This is a genomic window from Streptomyces jumonjinensis (assembly GCF_009600885.1).
Taxonomy (GTDB): domain Bacteria; phylum Actinomycetota; class Actinomycetes; order Streptomycetales; family Streptomycetaceae; genus Streptomyces; species Streptomyces jumonjinensis.
On sequence record NZ_VCLA01000199.1, the window covers coordinates 16,527 to 34,731 of the forward strand.

An 18,205-nucleotide genomic window follows, 5' to 3' on the forward strand; every position below is an offset into this window, starting at 1 on the left:
TGGGCGGGAGTCCGCGAAGAGGATCATCTGTCAGCGGTTGATTTCGAGGTTCGTCAGGACGAGCAGAGCGCGCAGGAGGCGGGTGGCGCGGGCGGGGTCGGTGCGGAGCTTGGTGAGGATCCGCCAGTTCTTGAGATGGGCGAAGCCGTGCTCGACCGGTGCCCGTCCGACCGCGAGGACGCGGTTGGCTTCCTTCTGGCCCGGGGTGAGCTTGTGGGTGCGGCTGGCGTGGAAGCCGGTGACGATCACGGGATCGAGGATGTCGTTGTCCAGGCCACGGAAGCCGAGATCGGCCAACGCCCCGAGACCGGCGGCGCGCAGGTGGACCAGAATGTGGTCGTGGCGGGCGGCGGTGTTGTCGTGAGTGCGGCCGGGCCGGGCGGCGGATATCCAGAGCAGGCGCCCGTTCTGATCGGTCAGGGCGAGGAAGTGCAGGCCATGGCTGCGGTGCTTGCCGGAGTAGTTCCGCCGGTCGGCCTTGCCGGTGCGGCGCTGGGTGCGGATGAGGGTGCCGTCGATCAGGACCACCTCTCCGCCCTGCCTGGCGACCTTCTTCAGGACGCGGTCCAGGCGCGGCGCCTGGGCGGCGAGCAGTCCAATCAGCTCGTCGCGCCAGCGGCGGACGGTGGACTCGGAGACGTGGTTGCCGTCGGCCATGTCGGCCAACCGCTGGTCGTGGCGCAGCACGGCCGGGACGATCACCGCGATCTTCCCCGGCGGCAGGAGCCGCCACCTGGACCGTATCGCCTTCAGATGGCGCCTGAGGAGATCGGCGAGGTGGCTGACGGTGTGCGTGGACAGCGGCAGACGGCACCGGTAGACAAGCGAGCAGGTGTCCTCGGCGCGTTCTTTGGTATTCGTCACACAATTCCAACGGCCGCCGGGTGCACCCCGGTTACGCCCGTGCCGAGCCGCTCTGAGTGGCGGTACTGCTGGTCACAGACGGGTGGTGAACCGGCCGTCGGGCAATTTCCGCAGCCAGCCGCGATCGACGAGTCTGACCAGCTTGCTGCGTAGCGGTTCCAGCTTGGCCCGCACGCTGACGTCCACCCCCACCACCTCGCCGACCTCGCGGGCCATGACCGGCCCAGCTGCCTGCCGCACGGCGGCGATGATGCGCTGGTAGTCCCACGGGAGCGCGTCCTCCTCCACGCCCGGTTCACGGTGCGGGATCAGCATCACTGCTCGTCCGGCCACCTGCCCAGGCATGGGCCGGGCTGAGGCGCGTTCCTCGGTGAGCTGGCCGGTCATCCGTTCAAGGACACGTTCGGCGACGGCAAGTTCATCCCGCTCGGCCCGCACTTCCGTCAGCTGTTTGACCAGCTGTTCTTCGAGTTCGTCCAGTTCCGCGCGCCGCGCGGTGATCCGTTCCAGCAGCTCGGGATCCAGCATGAACCGGATCGTAGAGGGCCGTCCGGCCCCAGCGGGCAGGAACTGGAATGCGCTCGCGCTCCAGGGCCGGGAAAGGAGCCAAGGCGGCTCGTTGTCAGTGTGCCCAGGGCAGACGAACCGCCTCGATTTCGGAGTCGTTCAGCAATGCGTTGATGAGGGCTGGGGGACCGGCGATCTTGGTGGCCCATAGGTCGTAATCGGTGCACAGGACCCAGGAGCGGTCATCTGCCCAGAGGTTGGACGGGCTGAAGTCTGCTTCGGACAGGTCGTACAGGATCTCGGCATCGCCGAGTCGCCCCGCACGCACGTGGAGGTTGTCGAAGTCGGCGGCTCCGAGCGTCAGCGGGTTGTAGTAGGCCAAGCAGCGGGTGTCGGGGCCCGCAGGACTGTAGTGGGTGAGGACGGCAATCAGCCGGCTCCAGCTCTCACGGTCCAGACTCCCTTCGGTCGGCGGGACCACACCCAGCGGCCAGCTGCCCTCCTTCTTGGCTGAGGGGAAGCAACGATGGGAGGGCATCAGCCCGTCAGGCACGATTGGGTCGCCGGTCCGCCGCGCAAGCTCGGTCCAGCGCAGCCGCCGCCAACCGGGTCCAGGGCGCCAGGCGCGGCCCAGACCTCCTCCCGTAGTGATGCTCACGGCGTCGAGATCGATGCCCCCCACGATGTGGGGCTGGGTGCCCCCGTCGGCAAGACGTGCCTGGTGGTACTCGTGGTACGACATGTCGACCAGCCCCTGCTCGTGCTCGTACATGGCGTTGAGCACCCATACCGCGTCAGGCATCGCCGGAGGCATGAACCCGGTTAGGCCGTCGCCGCACAGCTCCAGGAGCCAGTCGGTGGCACCGGACGGCGCGAGCGGCCACAGGCAAGACATCGGGTTCGGTTCCTCAGACATCCGTTCATGGTCCCAGGTGCGAATCCGCCCTTCTGCAAGGGGCCGACACGACGCCGCCCCGAACCCCGCCGCCCACCGTTTCCACCTACCTGGATGGGATGACGAGACGTACCGCAAGAACCGACAAGTCGATCACTGACTAACGATCTTCACCGTGGACTCCCGCCCACGACCAGCATGAGCACCCCGAGGGCCAGCCACACCAGCTCTTTGACCTGCGACTTCAAGTTGGCGGAGGCTCACTGAGCTTCAGTCGCCGTTGCTGCCGCCCAGCCGTTACACTTACGCCGCTCTGCGTACGGTTCACCGGGTGCCGCCGAGCGGCGTCCACTGCGGACTCTCGCCCGCGGTGCACGGAGCGACGCTGATGCGGCGTCTGCATGCGCGGCCGTGCCTCGCGGTCATGCCGTGCTGGCGGCGGCCCGCGCGGGAGCGGTGGTCACTCCCGGGTCGCTGTGGCCCGAAGGCTCCCAGGGTGTCCTCGCCGTCGGTCCACCAGACCCCGAGCCGCTGCCGGACCAGGAGCCAGTTGTCCCCGTACCGGCGGAACTCCCAGTCGTAAGGGCCGCCCACGGAGTAGGGCGCGGAGGCTCTCCCGAGAGTGGTGACGGCGACAAACCACATGTAGCCGATGCCGGTCGCCCGGTCTCCTGCAACGTCCACATGCATGTTGAGTATGTGGTGCTGCATGCTCGCGTAAGGCGACTCGGCCGCCTCCACCTTCGCGCGGATGGCCTCCCTTCCCCGGATCTGCTCCCAGGGCCCGAACTCCAGCACAGCATCTTCGGCCCAGCAGGCGGACCACGTCCGCCAGTCTCTGCGGTCCAGTGCCCGCCAGCCGCGGATCATGAGGGCGCGCAGGGCGTCCCGGTCCTCCAGGGCCCGTACTCTGTGTTCCAGATCGCTGAGGTCGGCGGCGTGGTCGGGGGCGTGACGCCTTCCGCTTCCTGCCGTCACTGGGCACTCGCTGCGGGCCGTACGACGATCTCGTTGACGTCTACCTGCGGCGGCTGGGAGACGGCATAGGCGATGGCGTCCGCGATCGCGGAGGCAGGCAGGGCCACGGCGCGGTACGTCCGCATGGCCTCCCGGGCGGCTGGGTCCGAGATAGTGTCCGCGAGTTCGGACTCGGTGACGCCTGGCGAGATCAGCGTGACCCGGATGTCACCGGCGGACTCCTGCCGTAGGCCCTCGGAGATCGCGCGGACCGCGAACTTGGTGGCGCAGTAGACGGAGGCGGTGGGCGAGACCTCGTACGCACCGACGGAGGCGATGTTCACGATGTGCCCACCGCCCTGCGCCCGCATCACGGGCAGCGAGGCGGCGATACCGTGCAGGACGCCCCGCACGTTCACGTCGATCATGCGGTCCCACTCCTCCGTCCTGAGCTCTTCCAGCGGCGACAGCGGCATCACTCCGGCGTTGTTGACCATCACGTCCACACGGCCGTACCGCTCGCCGGCTGCTGCCACGAAGTCCCGGACATCGGCGGCCTCGGTGACGTCCAGGCGCCGGGCCACCGCCGTACCGCCCGCAGCGGTGATCTCCGCGACCAGCCGGTCCAGACGGTCGGTCCGCCGTGCTCCCAGAAGCAGGCGGTGCCCGGCGGCGGCGAGCCGACGGGCACTCGCCTCGCCGATCCCGCTGCTGGCGCCGGTGATCACTACGGCCTTCGCTGCCGTGTCTGCCATGACTGGCCCTTTCTCTCGGGAGGACACCGAGTCTGGGCGCGGAGTGCCGAGCGGCCCAGGCCGTGTGCTGCCCGGGTGCGGCGCACCCGGGCAGCACACCGGGCCCGGGGCCTAGCCTGGATGCATGACCGACAACCGGCTGGGGGAATTCCTGCGGGCGCGACGGGCCGCCGTGCGGCCGGATGAGGTCGGGATGCCGAGCCACGGTGTGCGGAGGGTGGCCGGGCTGCGCCGCGAGGAGGTCGCCGTACTGGCGGGGGTCAACGCGGACTACTACACGCGCCTGGAGCAGGGCCGCGAACGCCACCCGTCCGCGCAGGTGGTGGACGCGCTCAGCCGCGCGCTGCGGCTGGACACCGACGCCCGGACCCACCTGCACCAGCTGGCCGGAACCATGGCCTCCCCGCGGCCCGTCGCCACCAGCGGCCGGGTCGACCCCGCACTGCGCGTCCTGCTGGACGGCTACCCCGGTGCCCCGGCATTCGTCATAGACCCGAGCCTGAACATCCTGGCCGCCAACACCCTGACTCAGGCGCTGTACTCCCCCTTCGAACCGATGGACAACCTGGCCCGCATGGTTTTCCTCGCCCCGGCGGGTCGACCGTTCCACCCCCGGTGGGACCAGACGGCCGAGACGGTGGTGGGCCATCTGCGCCAGGCGTACGGCATCGATCCGGGCTGCCCGCAGCTACGTGAACTCGTAGCCGAACTCAGCGCTCACAGCCTGGACTTCGCGCGGATGTGGAGCACCCACACGGTGCGCGGCAAAACCCGGGAGAGCAAACACTTCCGCCACCCCGACGTCGGCACCGTGACTCTCACCTACCACGCGTTCGACGTGCGCGACGCGCCCGGCCAGCAGCTGATCATCTACCACGCCGAACCCGGCAGCCCCAGCGCCGAGGCCCTCAGTCTGCTTGGCGCCATGCACGGCCCGACGAGGGTGATCTTGTGGGAGCGGGCGGCGGAATCCAGCGCGGCGACCGAGGTGTAGCCACCGTCGACCAGGTGCCGAGCAGGCAGCAGGCGCCGCCGCTTGAGCCGAGCGTGGATGCCGGGCAGGGCGGTGATGTCGGCGGTCGGGACGGTGGTGGCTATGTCCGTGATGACGTTTACGCCCTTCTCGTCGCAGGTTTCGGTGACGTGGGCGAGGTAGCCGGTCCAGCGCCGGTGGCCGCGGCGCACCCAGCGGGCCTGCAGGTCGTGCGGTGGCTCGATCCGCACTCGGGCGGGCGGGGGTCCGTCCTTCAGCCGGGCCGCGGGGTGGCTGGGCTGGCTGACCAGGCGGACTTGCCGCCCGTAACGGAGCGTCCAGTCCTCGGTCACCAAGCCTCCAGCAGCTCTGGCGCAGTGCGGGCAATCTCCTCCAGGGCGGCCCGGACCGCTTCCAGCACCAGCTCCAGACGGGTCAGTTCGCGGACGGCTGCGGGACAAGGGCATCCTCAGCGAGCGGCAGCGCAAGGGCGAGGTGCAGATCCACCCGCTGCCGGCCGGCTACGAGTCGCTCTCGCACATGGTCAACCACCTCAAGAGCCCCGACACGTTCGTGTGGCCGCTGAAGCTCCCCACCGGCGACATCCGGCCCCCACGGGCCCGAGACGCCCGGACAGGCACCGGCTTCGACCCCGACCCGGACGGCGGCGAGGACGCACCCGCCCCCGACGCCCCGCCCAAGCTCCGGCTCGCCGGCTGAACCGCCGCCACACCGCCCGCACCACCACGGCGCCCTCCCCACCGGGAGCGGCGCCGTCGTCGTTCCCGGCCGGGACCAGTGCGGTAGCGCCAGCGGTACCGAGTTGTTCTGGAGCAGTAGAACAAGGCAGCGCCGCCCTGCTGCATGCAACAGGGCCTGAACAGCGAGCAGTAGCCCTGTGCCGCTGCACCGGCCGGGGCCGGCTGGGGGCCGGCTGGGGTCATGCGAATGCTGCGCTGCCCACCCTGCTGCTGTCCGACGGCCGCCACCAGGACTACGAGCAGCAGCCGCCGGGACCCGCCGAGGCAGCAGCCTGCTGGCACCGCCACCGCCACCGCCACGGTCGGCAGGCGAAGAGGCAGCAGCAGGGCGTCGTCACAGTACGGTGCTGTGCAGGGCGCGGTGGTCGCCGGACACAGGCGAGCGGACCAGGGCAGGGTCTTGCGCCCCTTCCGCGACCGCGACCCGGACGCCATCGAGGACGACGAGGACGAGTGGTCGGCGCTGAGACCGCGGAGAGCCTTGACCTCAAGTGGCCTTGAGGTACCAGCCTGAGGGGATGACTCCCACGGACTGGATCGACCACACCGCCCGCCCCCTGACCACCGACGCCGATGCGCCGCTCGACGACCTGGAGCCGCTGCTCGCCTTGGTCGGGGGCGCGTTGGTTGTGGGCGGCGGTGACGGCAGCCGTGCGGCCCACGAGGTGACCGTGCTACAGGCCCGTATGGCTCGTTTCCTGGTAACCCGGGCGGGCTTTCGCACGCTGGCCTTCGACGGTGACCGGGAGCTGGGCGATGCCTTGGACGCCTTCGTACGCACCGGAACCGGCGATCCCCGCACGTTGCTGCGCGACAGCGAGCCGTTTTGGAACATCGCCCCGTTCCTCTGCCTCATCCTGTGGGCCCGGGAGTTCAACCGCGCACACGCAGGCGACGAGATGCGCATCCTCGGGGCCAACATGGGCGCGGACGCCGTCGCCGCCTGGGGAATGCTGCCGCCGCCACCGGACGACCCGCACAACATGGCCGCTCTCGAACGCGCTTCGCCGAGCGCCTTGCCGCCTGGCACGCCGCCACCGGCCATCGCACCTTCTTCTGATCCACGACCAGCCACGCCTCCAACGGGCCCCGTCGCGCGGTGCACTTCCCGCCGTCGCCGTCGCCGTCACGCGGCCAGCGCAACGCGGGCAGCCTGCTGCGTCGGAGATTCGGATCCGCATACCGGCCGATCGGCTTCACCTTCGGCCGCGGACAGGTGCGGGCGTACGGAGGCGGGGGCGTCCTGCACGTGCCGCCGCCCGGGCACACACTGGCCGAGCACACCCTGGACGCGGCCGGATCGCCCGGGGCCGCCTACCTGGTGGATCTGCGCGCCGCCGCCCCGCCCGCCGTCGCCGCTTGGCGCGATGCTCCGGCCCGGACCCGGATGGTCGGCCCCGGCTACGACCCGGCACACGACGCCGACCACTGCATGACGGGCGGCTCGCTCAAGCAGTGGTTCGACGCCTTGGTGCATGTGCACCAGGTGACGCCTGCGCAGACCCTCTCCTGACCCGGGCTGACGGCCGGCGCACCCGACCTGTCGGTCCGTTCGTTGTGAACCGGGAGACCTGACAGCGGTTGTCCGGGACCCGAAAAGAGAAGGAACACCATGGCACGCACGAAGGTCCGGCCTCTGGGCCACTGCTCCCGCGCCTGCTGGAGGACGCGGACGACGCCTCGCGGTGGAGGCCCGGATGGTGCCGTCGACCCGGATGAGTCCGAGGAGCGCTTTGAGGGCGGTGGTCTTGCCGGACCCGTTGGGGCCGAGCAGCCCGACGATGGAACGGGCCGGGATCGTCATGGAGAACCGGTCGAGTGCGGTCTGGCGGCGGGCTCGTGCGGTGCGGTAGTGCTTCACGAGCCCGTCGAGGTGTGCCAGCGGTTCGTCCTGGGGGCCAGTGGTCACTTGTGCACCGACCCAATCTCGGGCTCCGGGAAGGTGACGGCGCAGTATCCGGTGCGGTTCCCGCCGGTCCAGGACTTTTCGTCGAAGGGCAGCAGCTGCATGCCGATGCGGCTGCCCGGAGCGGAGGACACCAGCGGCTGCAGGGTGGGGTCGCAGAGTTCGGCGAGCGTCTTCACCAGAGGGTTCTGCCCGGGAAAGGGCGCGTCTTGGGCCCCGGGGACGCGGACCTCGGCGAGGATCTCGAAGCGGTGCGGGGTCGCGCAGTCCACGACACCCACCTTGTCGGCAGCGGTGACGGCCCCGTCGTCGTTGGAGCACATGCCGACGGCCAGTGCTGAGTAGGGGGTGGGCCGGCCTTCGGGTACCCCTTCATCGGGTCGGACTGCTTGGCGGGCTCCTTCGCCGAATGCCCCGGTTCGTCTGTGCCGGTGGTGGTGCAGCCGGCGGCCAGGGCCAGGGCCGCGAGAGCGGTCATCAGACGGAGCGGGAGGGAACGGCGTATTCGGTACTCACCTTCGGGTGTCAAGAACGTGCCCCGGGCCGGCCGACTCGCGGCCCGCCCGGGATTGCTCGGACGGCTGCTCGATCAGCAGACTCGGGTGCCGTAGCAGTCGCCCCACGTGCCGCCGTCGCCACGGCCGTTGTCGGTGCCGTCGTCGCCGCCGCCGTCGTTGTCCGCCCGCCATTCGACCACGAGGTTGCCGCCCGTGTTGGTGAAACTCTCGACGTACTGGCTGCCCGTGCGGTGGGTGTGGCCGGAAGCGTTCGACGACGACTCGGCACCGGCGGGGACCGGCCGGGACCGGCCGGGCCAAGCGCTCCAGCAGCAACCGGAATCCTGGCGCACGCCCCGACCGCCGATGTCTCAGTCGAGTACGCCGAGCCCGGTGTCCGGTCTGCCGCCGACATCGTCGACCGGCTCCACCACCTCACCGCGAACGGCGACTTCGCCTACTTCGCCTACTTCACCGACATCGCCGCCGCCATGGGCAGCCCCCACCCCCCACCCGCCGAGCCCCACCGCCCACTGGCTCGACGGCCACGAACCCGTACGAGACCGCCGGCAAGCCCTCGTCACCGCCCGCCGCACGCATCTGAACACCCCGTCCTGATGTTCGTCGGCATTCAGGGTTGCGAGGCCCCTACGACCAGGCTGAGAGAGGCGTCAACGCCTCAGCACTCACCAGATGTCGTTCCCTACCTGGTAAGAGTCGCCATGACCCCAGCACTGGATCCAGCTGAACGTTCCGACGAGAGTGCCGCGGGTAGGGCACCGTGCCGAAGCGATAGCCGATGCCGGTCAGGGTGCCTCGGTTCACTGCGCGGCGGAATTCCCGGCCCGCCGATGAACCGCGGAGGCTTGTGGGCCATCCTTCTGTTCAGGACGGTCGTCATGGCCGTACGAAACCGTGGGAACGGACGGGGGGACACGTGGTCCTGGTGTTGTCTGGTGTTCTGGTGCTCGTCGTCTTCGGGTGTGCATGTGTCGTGTGGTCCCGGCTCGGTGGGCCGCCCTGGACCCGGAAGGTGGCGGCGGGGACCCTGGCCGCCGGAGCAGTCGTCCGTGCGCTCGGGAAGAACCGGGGCGGAGGCCGTGGCGGCGACGGCGGCGCCGAGTAGCACCCCCTGGTCGCAGTTTGCTATTGCTGCCGGTCAGATGCTTTCCCGATGCCGGGCGGTTGATCTTCCGGCAGATGCCGGCGAGTTCGTGACCTCGGGTGCGGCGGCGGCAGGCGCATGCCCGGGTCGTGCCGCGTTACAGGCATGCTACGAGCCGTCAGGGCGTCTTACCCCGCCTCCTACGACCCGGGCCCTGACGCGGCCGTATGGACTGCGCATACCCTCCACCCGCGGCATAACGTCCCGGCCCGGCAGGGCTGATCCCCGCACTGAGCGGCCGGCGCGCCGGCTGCACCTGACGCCCGGCTACATTGACCAGTACCCGCGCGGAGATCCTGGCGTGGACACCCAACTGAGCAACAACGCCGATCACAACGGACAACTGCCCTCCACAGACTCCCCCACGCTCCATCTGGGGCAGGCGGCCACCGGCATCGGCCCAGACACCGGCAGCTCGCCAGACCACCGACGGTGAAACATGCCCCGCGACACCGTCCCCGGGCCAGAGCTGCCCCTGTCCCGGACAACCCAGCGACAGGGTCACAAGCCCTCACGATTGAATGCGGCACAGTCGGCAACCAGTTGTCTGATGAGATCGGTGTCGGAAGCGGGCAGGTGGCGGGTAAGCCAGGGGAGCCGTAGGCAGGCGATGGTGGCGAGGACGGCCGACATCGCCTCCGGCCCCCGCTCATCGAGAAGGTGGCCGCCGAGCACCCCCACCGTCCGCAAGACCTGGGTCGACGGCGGCTACCGCCAACACCTCGTCGAGCACACGCCGCCGCCACCCTCGCCATCGACTTGCACATCGTCCGCCGGGACCCCAACACCAGGGGATTCACGGTCCTCCCCCGCCGCTGGACCGCCGAGCGCATGCCCGGCCGGGCCGTTCCCGTCACGCGTAGAAGACGCCCGGGTGGGTCCAGGTCGTGTTGCCGAAGACCTCGGAGGCGTTCACATGTACCTTGAGGTTCGAGACCTTCAGTCCGTACTGGGAGGGAGTCGTCCCGGCGGGGCAGTTGACCTCCACCGGCTGGAAGGGCATGTAGAAGCCCGCGTACTGCTCCATGCCCTGGCGGAACATGCTGAGGATGTAGCCGGCGTCGTTGTAGACGTAGTCGGCCTCCAAGAGCTGCTGGGTCTGGCGCACCACGAACTTCGTGCCGGGTTCGAAGGAGCCGTCGGGTCGCAGACAGCCGAAGGTCCGGGATATGTCCGCCCAGGCCCGGAAGCGGTTGTCGGGCAGATTCCGGGGCGCTTTCGCTCCCGAGACCCACGGCGGAAGCTCGAATCCGGGCTGGTTGCGCACATTGTGCAGATCGAGCTTGAGTTTGAAGCCGCCGCAGCCGGGGGTCGGCTCGTAGTCGTGATAGGTGTTCAGGCACTTCCGGGGCCCGAAGTAGGCCGTGGGGTCGGGGTTGTAGTGCTGGGGCACCACGGCCTTGTAGTAGGTCGCCGTCATGCCGACCCCGCCCTCGGCGGGGGCGGGTATCTCGTACGAGGTCTCGGCCCGCGCCGCGCCCGGGGCACTGAGCAACAGCCCGAATCCGGCGGTCAGGGAGACGAGCAGCCGGGACCCGGCCCGGTGGACGCGCGGGAATCTCATAGGGGACTCTCCTTCTCGGTGACGACCGCCGGTGAGCTCTTCGACGGAGGGGAACGCTAGGGAGACCCTCAACTCCTCACAAGATGCGCGCATTTCCTCCATGGCGGGAAAGTGCCGGAGGCACCCGCCGGAGGCACAGTCGGCGGGCCGGCCTGAGCGCTCCCGGAGAAGGCCGGCCCCAGACCGTTTCCCGGCCTTTCCCAGGGCTCTCGCCGCTGGTGATCGCACCGCCGCCCCGCCCGGTCACCCGGCGGCGGCCCGTCCCGTACCCCGGGCATGGCCCGGGCCCGCCCGCCCCGGCGACCGAGCTCGCGCGGCCGGAGGAATTGTCCGAACCTGCTCCGTTGCCGGAGCTCTCTCCCCGCGCTGGTCCTTCGTTCCGTCCGGGAACAGACAGGCGGTCAGAGCGCGTCGACGGCGACGCAGCTCCTCGATGCGCTCATCGGTGGCCGCCGGCTCCCGCACCGGGACGGCCCGCGGAAACTCCCGGTTCGGTCTCCGGCCCGCGCACCTCGGGCACACAGCAACACCTCACGGATGACCCCGGTGGACAGCCCAGCCCCGCCGCCGGCAGGGCACGCACCTGGGCATCTCATCGGCCCGTGCGGTGGACTCGTACCTTTTTAGAGCGAGATCCCGCAGGTCCGGCACGACGCGCACGACCGGCACACTGTCCGGGCCGAGCACGGTGTACGGCGGGTGCTGAGTCTCCAACTGAACGACGGAGCCGACACGGGGCAGGTCAGCCCGCCCCTCCATCAGCTGATGGCGCAGATGCGACGTCACACAGAACTCCTGGGGCAGCCGGACATCGCAATGCCCAGCGACCACAAGAAGGCGCGGTTAACAGACCAGCTCTGCACGGCCTGGACCATCACGGGCCGAGCGGCCTCCGGATCTGCGGCGTTCGCCGCCGGGCACCGCGGTTCGTGCGGACAGGACCCGTCGGTCATCGGGCACCTCCCGCCACGACGGTGCGGGAAGGCACCCGCAGGGTGTCCACCGCCGGGCGGGCCAGGAGTGCGAGTTTTTCGCACCGATTCCGCCGCCATCACCAGCGTGACCACTGCGCACAGCCCTCTCTCCGACCGAGAACGGCTGATCAAGTACTCGGCCCTCGCGGCTTCCGCGCGGGCGTCGGCGGCGAACCGCTGTCCACGCCGGCTCTTCGTCTCCGGGAGTGTCATGAATCGTGATAGTCCCCCCGTGGCGGGAGCCGGCGACCCTCACGGGGCGGTGATCGCGTCGAACGGCGGGGACGTACTCTTCGTCGCCGACCGGATCGGGCCGATCCACCGCACCCCGGCCTCCCCGGACGCAGCGGAGTTCGACGAGATCGCCGGCGACCTGCCGCAGTTCCTCGACCACATCCGCCGTTGCGTCCTCGGCTTCATGGAGACCGGCACCCCTCCCGGGGACCTGCTGCGCGTCGTGAGGCTCAGTCGCCCCTGACCGCCGTGCCGCACCCCGGGGACGACCGAGCCGGGCATTCTCCTCAAGAGCCCCTGGCCCGGATGCCCCTGAAGGCGCGGGTCACCCGATCGAGTCACCGGACCGCCAGGGGCGCCACGACCGCCCGGCACCGGCTCTACGGTGAGAGGATGGCCGAGAGCACACGAGGAACCCGCACCGCGATGATCCTCGCGGGCGCGGTCTGGAGCATCCCCCTGGCGGGAAGACGGGTGGAGATCCCCGCGACCATCGACGGCGTCCGCGCGCTCCTGACCGGGCAGCGGCCGGCCGGCTTCGACGCCGCCGTCGCCGACACCCCGGCCAAGCACGTCCTCTACGTCCTCCTCGAACACGCGCTGCCCGCGGACGCGGCGAGCGCCGATCCCGCCACCGTGGCGAGACTGCGCGCGGGGGACTTCGCCGGAGTCCTCGACCACGACGGATCCCCGGTCACACCCTTCGATCCGCCCCGGCAGAAGGGGAACAGGCGGCGCGCGTGTGGACGGTGGACGAGTACGACGGGACTGCCCCCACCGAGTTCCCGGGCACCATCACGGGCGTCCGGGCGGCTCTGCAAGGGCAGAGGCGGGCCCAGTTCGTGCGGGAGATCGGCCGCACCACGGGACGGGACCTGCCGGTCGTGCTCTTCCGCTGGTCCTACCCCGCCGAAACAGCGCGCGAAGGACGCCGCTGCCTCCGACTGGCTCGCCGCCGAGGATCACGCCTCGTGCAGGATCACCGTAAACGGGTGGATCCGGCATCCCCGTTCGACAGTACCACAGTCCGAAGAACCGCGGGCCCTGGGACAGGCTCTGTCGCGGTGGGCCGCCTCCCCGGGTGCTCCGGCCAGACGGTGCGGCGGCGAAGCCGCAAGCCGGTCACGCGAGAAGGGTCCGACAGAACGGCGCCCAGGGGAAAGTGCCACGGCGTCGGGTCCGGTCCGCTTCCGCAACGGAGTCGATCAAGAGGAGTTCACATGACGGTCACCCACGACTGGGCGGCCGGGCTCGATCAGGCCGATCAGACGGCGTTCGACGAGGCCCTCGCCTTCACACGGCGGGCCGACATCGGCGGAGTCCTCGCCTGCCTGCTCCCAGGGCTCGATGAACAGCGCCGGACCTCCGTGGCGTCCCACTGCGCCCTGGCCCACACGGCTGTTCTGGTCTTCCCCGCCTCGTGCGGGGAACTGGTCGCGCGCCTGCGGGAGACGGGGCTGACGGTCGCCGAACCCGTGCCCAGCGTGGTGGTCCGGGACCGGCTCGCTGCCCGCCATAGAGTGCCCGCCGGTGATCTGGACGTATCCATCGTGCGCGTCCGCCTACCACTGGGCGAGCACAGCGGCCGAGTGGTCGAGCTCTTCGTCCTGCCGGTGCCGCCCGGATCGCCGCTGGCCCGGATCGCCGAGCGCGAGCGGATCGAACGCAACGAATCACACCTGGCCCTGGAGGTCGGCACTCAGGACGCCGTCGTCCTGGCCGGTCTCTGCACCCTGGCCGACCAGGGCGGGCTGACGCCCGACGGCGGCGGCCACAATGCCATGGAGGATTGCACGGTGCTGTACTTCCGCAGCACCGGCACCGGCACCGTGCATCCGGAGCACCAGCGTCGGCTGGAGCTGCGGGTGCCAGGCCAGCACCCGGCGGTACTCGCCGCGCACCTGGCGCAAACCATGGACGAGCCGGTGAAGCGGCTGCAGAAGCTGATGACCGGGGCCTGGACCACCCAGGCGATCGCGGTGGCCGCAGAACTGGGCCTGCCCGACCGACTGCCCGCCCGGGCCGGCGAGCTGGCCGAGCAACTCGGCGTCGACCCCGACGCCCTGGCGCGGCTGCTGCGCTATCTCGCGGCCACTGGCTTGGTCGCACCCCAGGGCGACGGCTATACGCTCACCGCGACGGGCGAACCACTACGGCGAGCGGCAGAGCACTCGCTGCACCCGGTCGCCCTGCTCTACGGCGGGCTGTTCTACCAGTCCTTCGGTGCACTGGCACACGCCGTGCGCACCGGGCGGGAGGGCTTCGCCGAGGTCTTCGGCCAAGGGCTCTTCGGCTACCTGGCCGAACACCCCGACCAGGCCGCACTGTTCGACGCGGCGATGGCCGCCAGTACGCCGATGTTCGAACCCGTGCCCGAGCTGGCCGACCTCGGTGATGCCCGCGTGGTGGTGGACATCGCCGGCGGCAACGGCGAGTTGCTCAGCCGGTTCCTCAACCACGATCCCCGCCTGCGTGGCGTGCTGGTGGAGCAGGCCCACGTGCTGGAGCGGGCCCGCACGCACCTGGCCGACGCCGGCTGCGCCGACCGCTGCGAGCTGGTGGCCGGCGACTTCACCCGGGGCATGCCTGCCGACGGCGATGTCTATCTGCTCTCCCGGGTGCTGCACGACTGGGACGACGAGCAGTGCCTGGCCATCCTGCGCAACTGCGCGGCGAGCGTCCGCCCGGGCGGACGGCTGCTGATCGTGGAGCGACTGCTGCCCGTAGACGGCCGGGCCGCCATGGCGGTGGCCTGGGACCTGCACATGCTGTGCACCATGGGAAGCCGGGAGCGCACCGCCGAGCACTACGAACGGCTGCTGGTCGCCGCGGGCTTCGATCTGGTCTCGGTACACGACCTGCCGCTGGACGGCGGCCTGTTGCAGGCCGTGCGCCGCCCGGCCGGGCCCGTCGGCCCGCGCCCGGCCGCCGCCTGACACCCACCGCGCCGACCCGGGGCACGCCTGCCGCCCCGGGTCGGTACACCCACCACCCGGAGTCCGCCGTGCCCACCACCCCGCCCGCGCCCGGCACGTCCGGCCCGCGGCCACCCGAGATCCCCGACACCACACTCGACGAGCTGCTGCTGAGCGTCCCGTCCGGCACCGCGTACCGCACCGCCCTGATCGACGCGGCGACCGGCGAGCGCTGGACCCACCAGGAGCTCAGGGAGCGTGCCCTGACCGCCGCGGCCGGGTTCCGCCGCGCCGGGGTCGCATCCGGTGAGCGGGTTCTGCTCGCCCTGCCCAACAGTGTGGACTTCGCGGCCGGGCTGCTCGGGCTGCTCGCCGCGGGCGCGGTGGTCAGCCCGGTCGGCCACCGCACGCCCGCCCCCGAACTGGCCCGGCTGAGCGCGCTGATCGGCGCTCACCGGCTGCTGGGCGGCGCGGCGGCACAGCTCACCGAGATCACACCGCCCCGGGGCAGGGCCACCGCGGGCACCGCCCCGGCGGCGTCGGCCGGCCTCGCGCTGCTGCCCTGGTCCTCGGGCACCACCGGCGACCCCAAGCCGGTCGCCTTCACCCACCGCAACATCGTGGCCGGCCTGGTTCAGCTGTCCGCCGCCCAGCCGCTCAGGCCGGACGACGTACTGCTGGGCGTCCTGCCGTTCAGCCACCTGTTCGGGATGCAGTACGTCCTCCATCACGCGCTGCTGACCGGCGCGAGCGTGGTACTGCTGCCTCGCTGGGACGCCGCGGAGGCACTGCGCGCGGTCGGCGAGCATCGTGTCACCCTGCTGCACGCCGTCCCACCGATGGTCTACGACCTCGCCGAACAGGCCGGCGCGGGCCGCTGGGAGCTGGGCAGCCTGGAGCAGATCCTCAGCGGCGGCGCCCCACTGCCCGCCGAGACCGCGGCCCGCTGCGAGCACGCGCTCGGCGTCCCGGTGGACGGTGCGTACGGGCTCACCGAGGCTGCCGCCGGCCACTTCACCCGGCGCGACGGAACCCGCCGCCCTGGCTCCAGCGGATACCCCGCGCCGGGCATCGAGTACCGGGTGGTGCGACCGAGCGGGCCTTCCGACACCAGCGGCCACCACAGCCACGGCGAACCGGCCGGCCGGCCCCAGGAGACGGGGGAGCTGCTGCTGCGCGGCCCGCACGTGGCGCAGGGCTATCTCGACGCGGACGGCGGGCTGGTCCGGCTCACCGACGCCGAGGGATGGCTGGCCACCGGCGACCTGGTACGGGTGGACGGGGACGGCTGCCTCTACGTGGCCGACCGCATCAAGGACATCATCAAGTACAAGGGGTACCGGATCTCCCCCGGCGAGGTCGAGGCGGTACTACGCGACCACCCGGCCGTGCATGACGTCGCCCTGGTGCCGGTGCCCGCCCCGAGGGTCGGCGAACTCCCGGTGGCCTGTGTGGTGCCGGCCCCCGGTATCCGGCTCACCCCCGAACTGATCGCCGAACTACAGGATTTCTTCGGAGCCCGGCTAGCCGCCCACAAGAAGCCGCGGCACCTGGCCGAGGTCCCGCGGATCGAACGCACCGCCTCCGGCAAGCCCCTGCGCCGCCTGCTCGCATCCGCCCTGCACGACGCCCAGGCCACCGGCGCGAGACAGCCCGACCTCACGGGGCGAACCGTGCTGATCACCGGCGGCTCGCGCGGACTCGGCCGGGCACTGGCCGAGGCATTCCTCCTCCACGGCGCCAAGGTCGCCGTCACCGGCCGCGACCAGGCGGCGCTGACCGAGGCCCGCGCCGCGCTCGACCCGTACGGCGAACTGCGCACCGCGGCGGTCGACAGCACCGACCACACCGCGCTGCGCGACCTGGCGGCGCAACTGCGAGCAGACTGGGGCGGTGTGGATGTCCTGGTGCCCAACGCCGGAGTGCCCGGGCCGTGCGGCCCCGCCTGGGAGAACAACCCCGCGCAGTGGTGGTCCGCGCAAGAGACGAACGTCCGCGGCACCTTCCTCACCTGCCACGCATTCCTGCCACAGCTGATCGAGCGCCGTGGCCGGATCATCACCGTCGCCAGCCACGCCGGCTTCCACCGCTGGCCACACATGTCGGCCTACTCGGTGTCCAAGGCCGCAGTCATCAAGCTCACCGAGAACCTGGCCGCCGAGCTGCGCCCGCACGGCGTGGCCGTCTTCGCCTACCATCCGGGCATGCTCACCATCGGGATGGCCGCCGTCCATCTCCACAGCCGTCCCGCACCGGACACCTGGGACGAGCGGATCCAGCGCTGGTATCTGAGCGAGCACGCCGCGGGCCGCACCACTCCCACCGGGCTCAGCACCCGCGGCGTCCTCCTCCTCGCGGCAGGCGCGGCCGACCACCTCTCCGGCGGGTACGTGTCCCCCGAGCACCCCGCCCTCACGGGCCACCCGGCGGAACCCGCCCCAGAGCCTGCACCTGCCCCGCCCGCCCGGCACAGCTGACAGCGAAGCCGAAGCCTTCGCTCTCCTGCCCTTCTGCCCTCCGGTCACATCCACGCCAACTCCGTCTGGCTCCTCCTTTGGGTCACGGCCTGCAACCTGCTGCGGGCAAGACCAGGCACAGTTCGCCCTGTTCGCCGACACGACGTCTTCCACCGTGATCGGGCAGTGATGAGCCACGTCGCACGATCAGCGAACCAGGCCGGGCTTTGCCCATGAATCAGCCGCACGGCTCAGCCGCTAGTTCAGAGAAGCCTGCGTCAGGTGCTCCATGCTCCGGCCGGATCGGGCCCAGCGACCTCGCGTGATCGAGATCCGCGACAACCTGATCGCGCGGATTGACGAGAACGCGCCGAGACCTACCTCGGCCAGCTCGGCACCATACGGAAGGCCGAACGCGCCCGGCTCCAGGACGACTACGACCGGGCCTCCGGTTCGTCACCGGGATCGACAGCGCCAACACCATAAACAGGGAATCCGCATGAGAATCTCCGCAGCCCAGCGGGCCGAGATCCAGATGCCGCCGCACGCCCTGCGTCCGTCCGTCTGACCTGGGCCGCCGGAACCCGGTCAAACGGTCAACCACCGGCCCCCGCGCCCCTTCACCGCCTCGACGAGTGATGCAGATCACAGCAGTCGTCGATGGGGTGCCAGTCCCCGGGGACTCCTCAGGGCGCCGGGTGCGAACGATGCCCCGGCCCGCTGACGGGGTGTGGATCCGGCGGCCTCGCCGGACGTCGCGTAGTCCCCGAAGGGAACGCGCA

15 protein-coding genes and 3 pseudogenes are annotated in these 18,205 nt (G+C 70.9%); 8 read left to right on the top strand and 10 right to left on the bottom strand.

Going from position 1 to position 18,205, the window contains the following annotated elements; translation table 11 throughout:
- Positions 1 to 30: 30 nt before the first annotated feature.
- The 5 genes from FF041_RS34805 to FF041_RS34825 form a co-directional block, all read right to left on the bottom strand.
- On the bottom strand, positions 31 to 864 hold the full coding sequence (locus FF041_RS34805; protein WP_323393593.1) for a transposase family protein: 834 nt from the start codon (positions 862 to 864) through the stop codon (positions 31 to 33).
- 72 nt (positions 865 to 936) lie between these two features.
- Positions 937 to 1,392 (bottom strand): hypothetical protein, encoded by a 456-nt coding sequence (locus FF041_RS34810; RefSeq protein ID WP_194292307.1) that lies wholly within the window; start codon positions 1,390 to 1,392, stop codon positions 937 to 939.
- Positions 1,393 to 1,486: 94 nt separating this feature from the next.
- Positions 1,487 to 2,287, bottom strand: a complete 801-nt coding sequence (locus tag FF041_RS34815; RefSeq protein WP_153526433.1) for a hypothetical protein — start codon at positions 2,285 to 2,287, stop codon at positions 1,487 to 1,489.
- A 303-nt stretch (positions 2,288 to 2,590) separates the two neighbouring features.
- Positions 2,591 to 3,244, bottom strand: coding sequence for a nuclear transport factor 2 family protein (locus tag FF041_RS34820; RefSeq protein ID WP_323393595.1), 654 nt, complete (start codon positions 3,242 to 3,244; stop codon positions 2,591 to 2,593).
- On the bottom strand, positions 3,241 to 3,978 hold the full coding sequence (locus tag FF041_RS34825; protein ID WP_153526434.1) for an SDR family oxidoreductase: 738 nt from the start codon (positions 3,976 to 3,978) through the stop codon (positions 3,241 to 3,243). Before FF041_RS34825 ends, FF041_RS34820 begins: the two co-directional genes overlap by 4 nt.
- 124 nt (positions 3,979 to 4,102) lie before the next feature.
- Between FF041_RS34825 and FF041_RS34830 the strand changes: the two genes are divergently transcribed.
- From FF041_RS34830 to FF041_RS34845, 4 genes and pseudogenes are all read left to right on the top strand, one after another.
- Complete coding sequence (locus FF041_RS34830; protein ID WP_153526435.1) at positions 4,103 to 4,972, top strand: helix-turn-helix transcriptional regulator; 870 nt, start codon at positions 4,103 to 4,105, stop codon at positions 4,970 to 4,972.
- Positions 4,973 to 5,446: 474 nt separating this feature from the next.
- Positions 5,447 to 5,671, top strand: coding sequence for a hypothetical protein (locus FF041_RS34835; protein WP_194292308.1), 225 nt, complete (start codon positions 5,447 to 5,449; stop codon positions 5,669 to 5,671).
- A gap of 727 nt (positions 5,672 to 6,398) precedes the next feature.
- Positions 6,399 to 6,620: pseudogene (locus FF041_RS40690) on the top strand (erythromycin esterase family protein); the annotation flags it as partial.
- A gap of 191 nt (positions 6,621 to 6,811) precedes the next feature.
- The gene (locus FF041_RS34845) at positions 6,812 to 7,225 is read left to right on the top strand and encodes an erythromycin esterase family protein (RefSeq protein WP_153526436.1); all 414 of its coding nucleotides are present in this window, start codon (positions 6,812 to 6,814) and stop codon (positions 7,223 to 7,225) included.
- 126 nt (positions 7,226 to 7,351) lie between these two features.
- On the opposite strand, the pseudogene FF041_RS39765 reads toward FF041_RS34845, so the two are convergent.
- The 3 genes and pseudogenes from FF041_RS39765 to FF041_RS34860 form a co-directional block, all read right to left on the bottom strand.
- Positions 7,352 to 7,621: pseudogene (locus FF041_RS39765) on the bottom strand (ATP-binding cassette domain-containing protein); the annotation flags it as partial.
- Positions 7,618 to 7,941, bottom strand: coding sequence for a septum formation family protein (locus FF041_RS34855; protein ID WP_153526437.1), 324 nt, complete (start codon positions 7,939 to 7,941; stop codon positions 7,618 to 7,620). The pseudogene FF041_RS39765 and the gene FF041_RS34855, both read right to left, overlap by 4 nt.
- A 266-nt stretch (positions 7,942 to 8,207) precedes the next feature.
- Positions 8,208 to 8,468 (bottom strand): hypothetical protein, encoded by a 261-nt coding sequence (locus tag FF041_RS34860; protein ID WP_153526438.1) that lies wholly within the window; start codon positions 8,466 to 8,468, stop codon positions 8,208 to 8,210.
- Between the two features lie 1,460 nt (positions 8,469 to 9,928).
- On the opposite strand from FF041_RS34860, the pseudogene FF041_RS39775 reads away from it, so the two are divergent.
- A pseudogene (locus FF041_RS39775) lies at positions 9,929 to 10,120 on the top strand (IS5 family transposase); the annotation flags it as partial.
- A 13-nt stretch (positions 10,121 to 10,133) separates the two neighbouring features.
- Here FF041_RS39775 and FF041_RS34865 read toward each other — a convergent pair.
- The gene (locus FF041_RS34865) at positions 10,134 to 10,844 is read right to left on the bottom strand and encodes a hypothetical protein (RefSeq protein WP_153526439.1); all 711 of its coding nucleotides are present in this window, start codon (positions 10,842 to 10,844) and stop codon (positions 10,134 to 10,136) included.
- 782 nt (positions 10,845 to 11,626) lie between these two features.
- Positions 11,627 to 12,031: a DUF5999 family protein gene (locus FF041_RS40695; RefSeq protein WP_407698224.1), complete on the bottom strand. Its 405-nt coding sequence runs from the start codon at positions 12,029 to 12,031 to the stop codon at positions 11,627 to 11,629.
- Between the two features lie 19 nt (positions 12,032 to 12,050).
- On the opposite strand from FF041_RS40695, the gene FF041_RS34870 reads away from it, so the two are divergent.
- From FF041_RS34870 to FF041_RS34880, 3 genes are all read left to right on the top strand, one after another.
- The gene (locus FF041_RS34870; RefSeq protein WP_153526440.1) at positions 12,051 to 12,296 is read left to right on the top strand and encodes a hypothetical protein; all 246 of its coding nucleotides are present in this window, start codon (positions 12,051 to 12,053) and stop codon (positions 12,294 to 12,296) included.
- Positions 12,297 to 13,272: 976 nt separating this feature from the next.
- Positions 13,273 to 14,988 carry a methyltransferase gene (locus tag FF041_RS34875; RefSeq protein ID WP_153526441.1) on the top strand — a complete coding sequence of 572 codons (1,716 nt, stop codon included), beginning with the start codon at positions 13,273 to 13,275 and terminating at the stop codon, positions 14,986 to 14,988.
- Positions 14,989 to 15,056: 68 nt separating this feature from the next.
- Complete coding sequence (locus FF041_RS34880) at positions 15,057 to 17,444, top strand: SDR family NAD(P)-dependent oxidoreductase (protein WP_323393600.1); 2,388 nt, start codon at positions 15,057 to 15,059, stop codon at positions 17,442 to 17,444.
- The last annotated feature ends 761 nt before the right edge of the window (positions 17,445 to 18,205 follow it).

Bases quoted from the DNA above. Each gene is read 5' to 3' on its own strand.
- FF041_RS34810 (WP_194292307.1), bottom strand. From the start codon at position 1,392: ATGCTGGATCCCGAGCTGCTGGAACGGATCACCGCGCGGCGCGCGGAA.
- FF041_RS34815 (WP_153526433.1), bottom strand. From the start codon at position 2,287: ATGTCTGAGGAACCGAACCCGATGTCTTGCCTGTGGCCGCTCGCGCCG.
- FF041_RS34825 (WP_153526434.1), bottom strand. From the start codon at position 3,978: ATGGCAGACACGGCAGCGAAGGCCGTAGTGATCACCGGCGCCAGCAGC.
- FF041_RS34830 (WP_153526435.1), top strand. From the start codon at position 4,103: ATGACCGACAACCGGCTGGGGGAATTCCTGCGGGCGCGACGGGCCGCC.
- FF041_RS34855 (WP_153526437.1), bottom strand. From the start codon at position 7,941: ATGTGCTCCAACGACGACGGGGCCGTCACCGCTGCCGACAAGGTGGGT.
- FF041_RS34865 (WP_153526439.1), bottom strand. From the start codon at position 10,844: ATGAGATTCCCGCGCGTCCACCGGGCCGGGTCCCGGCTGCTCGTCTCC.
- FF041_RS40695 (WP_407698224.1), bottom strand. From the start codon at position 12,031: ATGACACTCCCGGAGACGAAGAGCCGGCGTGGACAGCGGTTCGCCGCC.
- FF041_RS34875 (WP_153526441.1), top strand. From the start codon at position 13,273: ATGACGGTCACCCACGACTGGGCGGCCGGGCTCGATCAGGCCGATCAG.